General features: G+C 44.1%; 14 protein-coding genes. 8 read left to right on the forward strand and 6 right to left on the reverse strand.

From position 1 onward, the window contains the following. Position 1: 1 nt before the first annotated feature. The 4 genes from DPF90_RS06830 to pspA all read right to left on the reverse strand — a co-directional run bounded on the left by DPF90_RS06830 (position 2) and on the right by pspA (position 2,657). Entirely contained in the window at positions 2–1,033 is a 1,032-nt protein-coding gene (locus tag DPF90_RS06830) for an efflux RND transporter periplasmic adaptor subunit (protein ID WP_114785577.1), read from the reverse strand. Positions 1,034–1,233: 200 nt separating this feature from the next. Further along, positions 1,234–1,623 (reverse strand): envelope stress response membrane protein PspC, encoded by a 390-nt coding sequence (gene pspC / locus DPF90_RS06835; protein ID WP_114785578.1) that lies wholly within the window; start codon positions 1,621–1,623, stop codon positions 1,234–1,236. Next, complete coding sequence (pspB, locus tag DPF90_RS06840) at positions 1,616–1,849, reverse strand: envelope stress response membrane protein PspB (RefSeq protein ID WP_114785579.1); 234 nt, start codon at positions 1,847–1,849, stop codon at positions 1,616–1,618. Before pspB ends, pspC begins: the two co-directional genes overlap by 8 nt. Positions 1,850–1,988: 139 nt before the next feature. Continuing rightward, a complete protein-coding gene (pspA, locus tag DPF90_RS06845; RefSeq protein ID WP_114785580.1) occupies positions 1,989–2,657 on the reverse strand; it encodes a phage shock protein PspA in 669 nt (222 codons plus the stop codon). A 213-nt stretch (positions 2,658–2,870) separates the two neighbouring features. On the opposite strand from pspA, the gene pspF reads away from it, so the two are divergent. From pspF to DPF90_RS06880, 7 genes are all read left to right on the forward strand, one after another. After that, entirely contained in the window at positions 2,871–3,872 is a 1,002-nt protein-coding gene (gene pspF, locus DPF90_RS06850) for a phage shock protein operon transcriptional activator (protein ID WP_114785581.1), read from the forward strand. A 115-nt stretch (positions 3,873–3,987) separates the two neighbouring features. After that, positions 3,988–5,607, forward strand: coding sequence for an ABC transporter substrate-binding protein (locus DPF90_RS06855; RefSeq protein ID WP_114785582.1), 1,620 nt, complete (start codon positions 3,988–3,990; stop codon positions 5,605–5,607). Then, positions 5,607–6,569, forward strand: coding sequence for an ABC transporter permease (locus DPF90_RS06860; RefSeq protein ID WP_114785583.1), 963 nt, complete (start codon positions 5,607–5,609; stop codon positions 6,567–6,569). Before DPF90_RS06855 ends, DPF90_RS06860 begins: the two co-directional genes overlap by 1 nt. After that, the gene (sapC, locus tag DPF90_RS06865) at positions 6,556–7,443 is read left to right on the forward strand and encodes a putrescine export ABC transporter permease SapC (protein ID WP_114785584.1); all 888 of its coding nucleotides are present in this window, start codon (positions 6,556–6,558) and stop codon (positions 7,441–7,443) included. The genes DPF90_RS06860 and sapC overlap by 14 nt, the downstream gene beginning before the upstream one ends. Next, a complete protein-coding gene (locus tag DPF90_RS06870; RefSeq protein WP_114785585.1) occupies positions 7,443–8,441 on the forward strand; it encodes a peptide ABC transporter ATP-binding protein in 999 nt (332 codons plus the stop codon). The genes sapC and DPF90_RS06870 overlap by 1 nt, the downstream gene beginning before the upstream one ends. Continuing rightward, positions 8,438–9,223: a peptide ABC transporter ATP-binding protein gene (locus DPF90_RS06875; RefSeq protein WP_114785586.1), complete on the forward strand. Its 786-nt coding sequence runs from the start codon at positions 8,438–8,440 to the stop codon at positions 9,221–9,223. Before DPF90_RS06870 ends, DPF90_RS06875 begins: the two co-directional genes overlap by 4 nt. A gap of 12 nt (positions 9,224–9,235) precedes the next feature. Then, positions 9,236–10,024, forward strand: a complete 789-nt coding sequence (locus DPF90_RS06880; RefSeq protein WP_420855725.1) for a DUF2927 domain-containing protein — start codon at positions 9,236–9,238, stop codon at positions 10,022–10,024. Positions 10,025–10,053: 29 nt separating this feature from the next. On the opposite strand, the gene DPF90_RS06885 is transcribed toward DPF90_RS06880, so the two are convergent. Next, positions 10,054–10,443 (reverse strand): DUF2750 domain-containing protein, encoded by a 390-nt coding sequence (locus DPF90_RS06885; RefSeq protein WP_114785587.1) that lies wholly within the window; start codon positions 10,441–10,443, stop codon positions 10,054–10,056. A gap of 62 nt (positions 10,444–10,505) precedes the next feature. After that, the gene (locus DPF90_RS06890; RefSeq protein WP_114785588.1) at positions 10,506–11,411 is read right to left on the reverse strand and encodes a manganese-dependent inorganic pyrophosphatase; all 906 of its coding nucleotides are present in this window, start codon (positions 11,409–11,411) and stop codon (positions 10,506–10,508) included. Between the two features lie 185 nt (positions 11,412–11,596). Here DPF90_RS06890 and DPF90_RS06895 point away from each other — a divergent pair, with 185 nt between their 5' ends. Next, on the forward strand, positions 11,597–12,811 hold the full coding sequence (locus DPF90_RS06895; RefSeq protein ID WP_114785589.1) for a putative manganese transporter: 1,215 nt from the start codon (positions 11,597–11,599) through the stop codon (positions 12,809–12,811).

Raw genomic sequence — 12,811 nt, forward strand, 5'->3', positions numbered from 1 at the left:
GTTATAGCCCTCTCTCCTTGACCCACTCACGAACCTTAATGCCAGGCTCGATACCGTTCACTCCGGAAACAATAATAAGATCGCCATCATCAAGACCACTTTTCACCTGACGCTTGTCATCCAGTACTATGCTGACTTTCCCGACCACGCCGGAGGAGTCGACGCGCCAAACACAAGTTTTGCCGTCTTGTTCAAAAATCGCGGAACTTGGAATTTTCGTCGCACCGATAGAGTCGACTTTGACGTTAACCTCCCCTGCCATTCCGGGAAGGATCCCTATATCCAGGGGACGCTCCATCACCATAGTCACTTTATAGGAACCAGTTTTAGGGTCTGCTTCTGTGTCTACCTCTTGGAACTCCAGTAGGTAGCTTTTTTCAGGAAAAGCATCAAACTTCATGGTTGCGGTAAGATTAATTCCAGAGGCGAAACGGTTTAACAAATGATCGGGCAACTGAAATTGCACCTTCATTAGACTATTGGTTTGGATGTTCATCACGCCTTGTTTGGCAGCGATATATTGATAAGTTTCAGCGGGTACAATTGATACTGTGCCATCATAGGGGGCGATAAGCTTGGTATAACGTAAGTTGGCGCGGGCCTGTTCTAACGTCGCTTTTGCTGAATTATGATTGGCTTTGGCTTGATCAAAGTCTTGCTCAGACACCACTTTATCAAGGCGCAATTTTTTGTATCGTTCGTATTGAACATCGGCAAGGCGAAACTGAGCTTCCGCTTGCTTGGCAAGTAAGGCGTATTCATCCGGATTTAAGGTTGCCAGTACTTGCCCTTTCTCAACAGGCTGACCAGCTAAAACATCTATCGATTGCAGCTGGCCGGGGACTCGAAAGGTCAAAACGGCTTTATCACCAGCTTCAGAAGTTGCGGGAAAATGTCTTTCAAATTGTGCATTGCCGACTGAAACAGTAAAGAGTTTTGCGGGCCGAGAGTCAGGTTCAGGAACGGGAGGTAACTCTTTACCGCAACCACCCAATAAAGCGGCTGCGGCAAGAAGCAATAGCTTTGATTGCATAATCAGTCATCCAATAGTCACAAAGAAATATTTAGGCCTGCGCATTTTGGTTGAATGTTCGCCCAACGCAAAAACCAACCTAAAAGGTCAACAAGGCCAAAGATAGATGAATGATTATACGACTGCCAAATACTTACCAGTAAATTATTATAATAATTAGTTATTTTCTGTTAAATGTCACTTTAGCTCCCACAATTGATTTATAAACGACTAAATTCCTTGTCTACTTTGAAGGTCTCAGAGGTGACGTATGCTTCTATTTCGCGCACCTTACCTTCTAGTTGCTCAAAGTCGTTTTCAATCGTATTTAGCAATGCATCAGGAGTCTGGCCTTGTTGCCAAGGTTTGTTTTTTAGCTTGTGCTCCTGCTCGGCTTTAAGGGACATCACATAATTATCAGGTTGCTTTTCTATCATAAAGGTCATGGCTATATAGGCGAGCAGTACCAAAAAGCTACCTCCCAAAAGAGCGGCTGAGATGACTAGGATTCTGACAAGCCAAACTTCGCAACCAAAATAGTTGGCAATGCCAGCGCATACGCCAGAAAGTTTGCCATTCTGTGTATCTCTATACAGCTCTCTGTTATTCATAGCGACGTCTCCAGTTTGGCGTTTCTGTATCTAATATTCGCTCTAGAGTGTCGACGCGTTTTTGCATCTGTTCTGCCTTTTCAGATAGTGTTTGCAGCCGATTAAAATCATCTTCTGACAGGCCACCAGCGGTTTTTTTCTTGCTGCGGTAATGCAATATCAACCAAAGTGGCGCCACAAAAATCAAAAAAACAATCAATGGCCCTGCTAAAAAAAATGATGACATATAAAACTCCTAAATACGGATTGCTTAGCTCGATTGTCTGCCCTTAGCTAAGCAAGGATAACCGGGTTTTTGCGCTGTTATCGGTGAGAGCAATTCATTTACCAATAACAGCTTGTGTGAGGCTGGATTTAATCAGTAACTACTTTTTGCCTTTGACTTGCTGCTTTAGGCTTTCAAGCTCTTTTTCAATGTCATCTTGAGCTTTAAGTTCAGCGAACTCTTGGTCTAAAGACTTGGCGTCACCAGATTGTGCGTAGACATCGGCTTCGGCCTCCAGCTCATCAATTTTTCGCGAGTACTGCTCAAATTTTGCCATGGCTTCAGAAGTACGTGCTGTATGCAAGTGTTTTTGCACGTCACGGCGGCCCGTCGCGGTTTGAGAGCGAATTGCCAGCGCTTGCTGCTTGGCGCGAGTTTCTGTGATTTTACTTTCTAGCTTGGTGATTTCGCCAGTGAGTTTTTCGATTGTCTCCTCAACCAGCGTTTGTTCTGTGTGTAGGCCCTTGAGCATATCTTGCAATTTCTGCTTTTCTATCAGAGCAGCTCTGGCCAAATCTTCACGCTCTTTGGTAAGCGCCAGCGTTGCTTTGTTTTGCCACTCATCAATTTGTTCATCAATCGCGTTGACTTTACGTGCCAGCTCTTTTTGATCCGCTAAGGCTTTTGCTGAGTTAGTACGAACTTCAACCAGTGTGTCTTCCATCTCTTGGATAATAAGACGTATCATTTTTTCTGGATCTTCAGCCTTATCCAGTAGCGCGCTGATGTTTGAATTCACGATGTCAGCAAAACGAGAAAAAATACCCATGACTTAGCTCCTTATCCAATACTCTGGCCATTGTCGTTGTAGCCAGATTATCAACATTATTCAGATGAATGTAACCCTTATTCCTATTCCAAGATACATGCCAACTTTAAAAGTCATATAAAACAATCAGTTAATATATTTTGTATTGATAGCGTGATTCATCTATGATGAATTTAACCAACATTAGGTAAATTTCACCAAGGGAGCGAGTGAATGCAACAAAACCTTATCGGCGAATCTCCAGCCTTTCTTGAAGTCCTCGACAAAGTCTCTAAACTCGCCTCAATAGAAAGACCCGTACTTATAATTGGAGAGCGAGGCACTGGTAAAGAGCTTATCGCTCAGCGTTTGCACTACTTGTCCAAACGCTGGGACCAGCCCCTCATCTCCCTCAATTGTGCAACTTTGAGTGAAGGCCTGATTGACTCTGAACTGTTCGGTCACGAACAAGGCTCTTTTACTGGCTCCAAGGGAAGACATAAAGGTCGCTTTGAACGTGCTGAAAATGGCACCTTGTTTCTTGATGAACTAGCCACGGCGCCACTCTTGGTTCAAGAGAAACTGCTAAGAGTCATTGAATACGGTCAATATGAACGAGTGGGCGGGCACCAACTCCTTAACGCTAATGTTCGCCTCGTCTGTGCTACCAATGCCAACCTCCCTGAAATGGCTGCACAAGGTAACTTTCGAGCTGACCTGCTTGATAGGCTTGCTTTTGACGTGATTCATTTACCCCCACTGCGCCGAAGAAAAGCAGACATTCTGTTACTGGCCGAATATTACGCCATTAAAATGTGTCGTGAGCTCGATCTTGAGTACTTTGTTGGTTTCTCACAACACGCAGAGCAAACGCTACTTGACTATCAATGGCCGGGAAATGTCCGTGAACTAAAGAATGTTGTTGAAAGAGCCGTTTACCAAAATGGCCGTCATCATGAGCCTATCGATAGCCTGATATTCGACCCCTTCATCAATCAGTGGCAAGAAGCCCAACCGAATGGCGAGGAAAAAGACCCCGCAGAGACAAAAAACACAGCCAGCTACCACTTCCCAATGGACTATAAAACATGGCAGCAAGATCAGGATATCGACTTACTCACTGCGGCATTAACGCAAAGCAAGTTTAACCAACGTAAAGCTGCCGATATGCTGGGTCTGAGCTATCATCAGCTAAGAGGCATGATTCGAAAGTATGACATTTCAACTGTGAGCTGATTTGTCTTGTTGGACATAAAAGTCAATAATCCCTAACTAACAATGGTAAATTACTGAACTATTAGGGCATAATGGCACGTTATATCGTGCTTCGCCCATAACAATCGTTCTCGCTATGAAAGCATTTATTCAACTGACATTAAGTCTGTGTGGCCTTACCTTACTCTCCGCTTGTGGTGATGGCATTGATCACAATAAGATTCGCAAAACTGGCTTCGTTTACTGCGGCCAGGGCGGCCCTGACAGCTTTAATCCGCAACTTGTCGATAGCGGGATCACATCCGAAACACTGAGTCCGCAAATTTTCGATACGCTGTTAACTCTTGACCCTGACAATTTCAAACCAGTGGCAAATCTTGCAACCCGTTGGTCAGTCAATAAAGAAGGGACAGTGTATGTATTTGATTTGCGTAAAGACGTCTCTTTTCAAACTACGCCATGGTTTTCACCGACACGCACACTAAACGCTGAAGATGTGGTCTTTAGCTTCAAACGTATTATCGATGAGAAACACCCTTATCATAATGTGGGGAGCGGGCTCTATCCTTGGTTTAGCGGTATCGATTTCCAAGACCTTTTGCTCGATATTGAGGCGCTCTCAGATCATCAAGTGCGCTTCACTTTGAGCCGTCCAGACAATACATTTTTATCTAATATCGCGACCAGTCATGCGGTTATTCATTCAGCAGAATATGCCAGAAGCCTCATGCTCGCCGATGACAAACCTAAAATAGATACTCACCCTATCGGTACTGGGCCATTTTATTTAACTGATTATCAGGTTAACGACCTGATACGACTAAAACGCAACAATAGTTATTGGCAAGGTCAGCCAAAAATGAGTCAAATCGTATTTGATATTTCTCACCGCGGCACGGGAACTCTGGCCAAGCTACTACGCAACGAATGTGACGTATTAAGCTCTCCCCTATCAAGCCAAATCCCGACGATCAAAAAACAAGAGAGCATCAAGCTTATGGTAAAACCGGCGATGAATATCTCCTTTATCGCCGTCAACACCACTAATCCCGCACTCAGTGATGCTAGAGTGAGAAAAGCGCTAAACTACGCCATCAATCGCCAGAACATACTTGAATCTGTCTATTATGGTACTGGAAGCCAAGCGTATTCGGTGCTTCCGCCCAACTCCTGGGCCTATCTGAAAGACAGTGTCCAAATTCGCTACGACAGAAACTATGCCATTGCTTTGCTCAAGGAAGCAGGGTTCGGTAAAGGTTTAGAGTTAACCATGTCAGTCTCAATTGAGCCAAGAGCCTATAACCCAAGTCCAAGAAAAACAGCGGAATTAATTCAAGCAAATTTTGCCGATATAGGCATCAAGTTAAAACTACTCACAGACGATCGCTTCGATCGGACTAATGTTGCTAATAACCAAGAGGTTGATCTCTATCTGACGGGCTGGATCGCCAATACAGGTGACCCTGATAACTTCCTAAGGCCTTTACTGTCTTGCGATTCTAAAAAAGTGGGTCTTAACGTCTCTAGCTGGTGTAACGCCGATTTCGACTTTTTGCTCGATCTAGCGCTTGAGGTCGACAAACCACGCTACCGACTCAATTTATATAAACAAGCGCAAAACATACTTAACGAAGAATTTCCTGTGATTCCTCTTAGTCACGGAATGCAATTTCAGGCTTACGATTCGTCATTAAAAGGATTTAAAGTGAGCCCGTTTAATGTCCAGCCTTTTGATACCGTAGAGAGGATAAAATAATGTTTCTCTACACGCTTAAACGCTTTAATCTTTTTATCATCACCATGCTTATCCTGTCTATGGTCGGCTTTAGTTTGCTTAGATTAGATCCTGACTCACCTTGGCTTATGGAAAGTTTTTGGCAAGGTTGGATGACCTATGTAGGTGAGCTAATGCACCTCAATTTCGGCGTGACCAAAAATGGGGTACCGATAGTGGATGAACTTGCTGTCGTGTTTCCAGCCACTCTTGAGTTATGCTTAATCGCTTTCGTTTTTTCTCTTCTGATTGGTATTCCAGTTGGGACGCTGGCTGGGATGAAACAAGGGAAATGGATCGATACTGCTATTTCATTTACTTCTATGTCAGGTTATTCAGCCCCTATTTTCTGGGTCGCACTGCTTATGATCATGGCATTCTCACTCCATTTTGAGTTTTTCCCGGTTGCAGGGCGTTACGACCTCCTTTATGAAATCGACCACTTTACTGGATTTGCCGTCATAGACTCATTTTTAACTCAAGGTGAATACCGTGCAGATGCGCTTAAAAGCGTACTCGAGCATCTGATACTGCCATGCTTGGTGTTGGCCTTAACACCAACCACTCAAGTTATCGGTTTGATGAGGGCATCGGTTGCCGATGTCATGAGCCAAAACTATATTCGAGCGGCAAAAATTAAAGGGCTTGCTACCTACGAAATTGTCACCCAACATGTGTTAAGAAACGCCATTCCCCCGATCATTCCTAAAATCGGCGTGCAGTTATCAAGCATGTTAACACTCGCAATTATTACCGAATCCATTTTCAACTGGCCCGGTATTGGACGATGGCTATTAGATGCTTTGTCTAATGAAGACTATGTTTCGATTCAAGCAGGGGTAATGGTAGTGGCAACCTTGGTACTGACGGCCAATATTTTATCGGATCTAATGGGTGCTATGGTCAACCCGCTGGTAAGGAAAGAGTGGTATGCTAACCGATAATATTTATCAGGAAGAGCGTATTCCTACGCAATTCGAGCGGTTCTGGCGCAGTTACCGTTCGAACGGGCTTTCAATGTTTGGACTCTGGTGTCTGGGAATTATCATCATCATTACCCTAACCTCACCTTGGCTCACACCACATGATCCTCAGGCTCAAACTGGCGAACTGCTTATCCCTCCATCATGGGATCCTTCCGGTACTGTGGAATATTTTCTAGGAACCGACGACCTAGGACGAGACATTCTTTCCCGCCTAATTGTCGGGTCTCAGCTTACTTTTGGTGCAGCGGTTATCATTACACTCGTTGCCACAATCGTAGGTTGCTTAATCGGTATTTTGGCGGGAATGACGAAAGGTCTGTTATCGAGCGTTCTCAACCACTTGCTCGATACGATAATGTCAATTCCTTCACTTCTGCTCGCTATCATATTTGTCGCTTTTCTTGGCTTTGGCGAGTTTAATATCCTTCTCGCGATATGTTTAGCCTTGATCCCTCGTTTCGTTCGTTCCATTTATATTGCGGTGCACACCGAAGTTGAAAAAGACTACATCATCGCCGCCCGCCTTGATGGCGCAAACGACTTTTACCTACTTTGGAACTCTATATTGCCCAATATACTGGTCGTTATCGCATCAGAAATTACTCTTGCACTATCAATAGCCATTTTAGATATCACAGCGCTTGGCTTTTTGGGGTTAGGCGCTCAAGCCCCAAGTACAGAATGGGGGGCCGTGCTTGGCGATTCCGTTGAGTTGATTTACCTAGCACCTTGGACAGTTACCTTGCCTGGTTTAGCCATTATGTTTACCGTTGTTGTGATCAACCTCGTGGGTGAAGGGGTCCGCCAAGCTCTCAATGCAGGGATAGAATAATGCCATTACTCGATATTCGTCATCTAACGATCGAAATTGAGACCCCTCAAGGGTTAGTAAAGGCGGTCGATCGCATGAGTCTAACCATGAACGAAGGTGAGATTCGTGGCTTAGTAGGAGAATCAGGCTCAGGTAAAAGTCTTGTCGCAAAAGCCATTGTCGGTGTTTGCAAAGAGAACTGGAAAGTCACCGCTGATCGGATGCGTTTAGGTAATGTTGACTTGTTACAACTCACAGCCAAAGAGCGCAGGCGGGTGATCGCCAGAGATATCGCGATGATATTTCAAGAACCTTCTACTTGTCTTGACCCTTCTGAAGAAGTCGGCAAACAGTTAATCGAGTCCATACCCTCACATGCATTCTCAGGAAAATGGTGGGAGCGATTTAAATGGCGCAAAAAACAAGCGATTACCTTATTGCACAAAGTAGGAATTAAGAATCACGTCGAGATCATGTCAAGCTATCCCTATGAGCTCACTGATGGTGAGTGTCAAATGGTTATGATAGCCATGGCGATCGCGGCTAAACCAAAACTTCTTATCGCCGATGAGCCGACCAATGATCTTGATCCTATCACTCAATCGCAAATATTGCGTTTGCTCAGTCGTATGAATCAAATCAATAACACGTCGATCATGCTCATAGGACATGACCTTACAACAATCACGCAGTGGGCGACCAGAATTACCGTTATGTACTGTGGCCAATCTGTAGAATCAGCCGATACGAGAAAGATTCTTGCCCAACCCAAGCACCCTTATACCGTTGCTCTGCTTAAGGCAATGCCAGATTTCAGCGAAGCTATTCCGCACAAACAGAAACTCGAGTCTCTACCGGGAGCCATACCTCCATTACAGCACTTACCGATTGGGTGTAGGCTTGGCCCTCGTTGCCCGCATGCGCAGCGCCAGTGTGTTGAAATGCCTAAAACTCGTCGAGTAAAAACGCACAAATTCGCCTGCCACTTCCCGCTGAACATGGAGAAGAAAAAAGTATGAGTGCCTTACTAGAAGTCGATCAACTCAGCAAAACCTTTGTCACCAGAGCGGGTCTTTTCCATAAAAAAGTTCATCAAGCAGTAAAACCGGTCAGTTTTAGACTTGAAGTAGGACAAACATTAGGCTTAATTGGTCAGAATGGTTCAGGTAAATCGACACTTGCGAGAATGCTCGCGGGGGTCATTGAACCAACAGAAGGTGAGATAAAAGTTAATGGTGAGCGATTAGAGCACAAAGATTACTCTACCCGCTGTAAACTAATCAGGATGATATTCCAAGATCCCAATACCTCTCTCAATCCACGGCTGCAAATCGGGCATCTTCTCGAAGGACCACTGAAACGAAACACCGAGATGACACCCGAAGCGAGAATGTCGAGAGTAAAAGATGTGTTGCTCAAAGTGGGCTTACTTCCTGAACACGCCTACTTTTACCCTCAGATGCTCGCAGCAGGCCAAAAGCAAAGAATATGCTTAGCACGAGCTTTAATACTACAACCTTCAGTCATTGTTGCTGACGAAGCGCTCAATGGATTGGATATGGCGATGCGCTCCCAAATCATTAATCTGTTCCTCGAGTTACAGGAAGAAATGGGCGTATCCTTCATATACGTTTCTCAGCATTTAGGCGTGGTGAAACACATCACAGACCAAGTGATGGTGATGCATGACGGTAAAGTTGTTGAAGCTGGCAATACTCAGGAGATCCTAACCTGTCCAAATAACATTATCACTCAACGTATGGTTGAGAGTCATTTCAACAAAGCCACATGCTTTAAATAAAGGCTCAGGATTATGTACTACGCACCAAGGATGGTATTAGGGTTGTTAATTAGCTTGGGGGCAACTAGCAACGCTCTATGTGCGAACCAAACTTGGCTAGATACTGACTTTGTCAAACAAGCGTTTTTAGAAGTCGCGTTAAAAAATGAGTATTCTGAGGGTATCCAGCGCCTAACCAAATGGAACAAGCCTGTGCGAATATGGATTGAGCATAAAGTCGCAGATCAAGCTTTGCATAACCAACTGGCCAATACCCATATTAGTGATCTCTCCTCGATTACAGGGCACAGGATCACGAGAGTGTCAAAACGAACCGATGCAAACATTGTGTGGATCTATACTCAGCAATCGAAGTGGTACAATGATATTAAACGAGAGCTTGGAGAGGAAGCGCTGAAGTACGCTCACGGCGCAATATGTAAAGCGGGATACAGAACAAACAAGACGACCAATGAAATTGACTCAGCAGTGATTATTATACCGGTTGATCAAGCAAGGGAACACGGCAAGCTGCTAGCTTGTATTGTTGAAGAAGTCACCCAAACAATGGGACTCCCTAACGATTCAAAAGCCGCCTACCCTTCCATATTTAATGATGAAACGCCCGAAGACCTGCTTTCTCCATTAGACGTGATATTGCTTAAAATACTTTACGAACCAGAGCTAAAATCAGGTATGAACTTGGTCGATACAAAACGCGCGGTCGATATTATACTCAAACGCTATCAGAGCCAAGGTGTGTTGAAAAATGCAGTCAAAGAGGCGAAATCAACGGAGCTGTATAAGCTTATCGCCTACTGATATCACCTATGTGTGAATGAGTATATCAACTAACGTTTTTTCTCTGCCTTTCTCAGTTCGAATTCAAATTCATCTGGGTATACAACCAACCCTTCTTCATTCTGGTTAGGAAAGACCACTACAGACAAATCATCATCTTCTAAGCCGCGTGTCCAACGACTGAACCACTTTGCGGTTGAAATGCACTCGGCTTTGCAGTGTTGCCATTCTCCTGTCGCCCATAAACTAGCAAATTCATGATGAGGCCAAATAGGGACACAATCTTCGTCTTCGGTATTAAGCATCACACAGCCATGCTCATCAGTGAGTATCCAAACCTTCTTGTGCTTAACGATTTCTTTGATTGCGTAGCTAAATCGCTCGTCTTCACGCATTTTAAGTACAGTTTCAATCTCTTGTGCTGATAGTGATTGTGACATTGAGTTTTCCTTAAATAAAACGCCTACATTTCTGCTGGCGCTTGACGATATTAACTAAGTAATTATACCAGTTCAGTTTGTAGCCAAGGCCAACCTTGTTTCTTACGACTCAAGGTATTTTCCATCATCAGGATGCCATCACACTCATGTTTAGCCAGCTTCTCTGCCCATTCACCCTTATACAATAGTCGAGTTTGTGCAGTCGTAATATCGGTCAACATAACGGCAGAAAAAGCGAGATTATCTTGTTCGCAGCGACGCTCTAAATCTTGCTCTAGCGCATCAATCATGCCATCAACCTGTTCTAGAGTTGCCAGTTCAACCTGACCTACCACAACATCACGACCATTGAATGGATAGCCTTTAAGATCTTTCTCAACTAACTCAGCAGCAGATAGCCCTTCAATGTTTGTTTTAGCAATCAACAGATCTTTTATGAAACTATCAATATCACAAACATCTGCTATCTTGGCTAGCTCCTCTACTGCATCTTTATCTTTTTGCGTGCAAGTTGGAGAAGCAAAGCCAACCGTATCAGATAAGATGGCGGACATCATTAGTTTTGCTATTTGAGCGGTGATTTCATGCCCTTCAATTTTAAACATGTTGAAAAGTACAGTGTTGGTACAGCCCACTGGCCAGATCCAAGCTTCCATTGGGTTAATCGTCATCACATCACCTAACCTGTGGTGATCAACAATACCCAAAATTTCTGCTTCAGCCACGTCATCTGGAGCTTGGGCTAAATCTGAGTAATCGACTAACCAAATTTTTTCACCCGCAACAGAAGTGCGAAGCTCTGGTAGCTCAGCCCCAGCAACTTCAAGAATATGTTGAGTTTCGCGGTTTATTTCACCTTGGCGAATCGGCATGGCATCCAAACCACGTGCTTTTAATAGCTCAGTCGCTACTAATGCACTACAAATACTGTCACTATCAGGGTTCTTGTGACCTACAACTAGAATCATCTTTTTTCCTACTACGACTAAAATAGGCCCATATTGGGCAATTACTCACAAAACGGGATACTTTACCTGAATTTTGAGATTTGTCATGGGTTAGAAAAAATAAATGCCCAAATCACAATTTTTTGTTGCAATTAGTGTCACACAAAACTAAATTGATAAGCATTATCATTTGCATTTGTAGCTCAATGAATTCGGTTAGACTCTCTTTTTCTCTGCCTGCATGGCTGAGCTTTTCTCAGTTTCGTCCAGCCTATAAAAGGCTCCTGTTGCCGTCCATACTCATCGCGTTACTCTTAAATGATGCAACGCGAATGGTAACGGTAGTAACCCTTTCTGATGCATTCTGGGCTGTTTCGGCTTATGTCGCTTTCACTCTTGCTATTTATCATTACCTCTCCCTATGGATGAGCAAAGATAATAAAATAGTCAATCTATACCAGAGCTCTCGAGCCTATCAAGTGCTGTTTGCCTCATTGCTTGGTGCCCTTCCGGGGTGTGGAGGCGCCATCATTGTAACCACACAGTTTGTCAGTGGTAAAGTGGGCTTTGGTGCTATTGTCGCTGTATTGACATCAACAATGGGCGACGCTGCTTTCTTACTTATCGCAAGTAAGCCTGATATAGGCGTACTGGTTGTCAGTATAGGTATTGTCGTTGGATGCCTGTCTGGTTGGGTAGTTAATGTTATTCATACCGATGACTTCTTACGTCCACTCAATCAAGATACCACAGATGGCTCTCAAATCTGCCTATCACATAGTAACCAACACAGTAGTTTTGAGAAAAAAGCCATTAACCTTCAAGGTGCATTTTGGAAATGGCTAATCGTTCCAGCGACAGTTGTTGCTTTATTGGGATCATTTCAAATCGACATTAATCAACTGCTTGCTTTACCCTCGGAGACAATGGAGTGGCTAGGAGCAATACTCATTGTGATCAGCATGTTACTTTGGTCACTGACCAAAGAAATCAAGGATTATCGCTCTACCGTGTCTGAAGACACAAAGACCGTCACTTCTCATCCATTACAAAAGGCGGCTCAAGACACCAATTTTGTTACCGCTTGGGTGATAGTCGCATTCATGTCTTTTGAATTATTGACCGCACTGGGTAATATTGACCTTGCAAGTGCCTTTTCTGGGTGGGGAGTGTGGATGCCTTTAGTCGGCCTTGCTGTGGGCATACTGCCTGGTTGTGGACCGCAAATACTGGTAACGAGTCTTTATATCTCAGGAGCAGTTCCTCTTTCCACACAACTAGCCAATGCAATATCAAATGACGGAGATGCGTTATTCCCAGCAATCGCTCTTGCTCCAAGGGCAGCCCTTGCTGCAACCTTTTATTCAGCCATACCTGCTTTAATTGTGGGTTACAGCTTTTACTTTATGTTTGAGAGGTAG

This window comes from Vibrio tetraodonis (assembly GCF_003350295.1).
Lineage (GTDB): Bacteria > Pseudomonadota > Gammaproteobacteria > Enterobacterales > Vibrionaceae > Vibrio > Vibrio tetraodonis.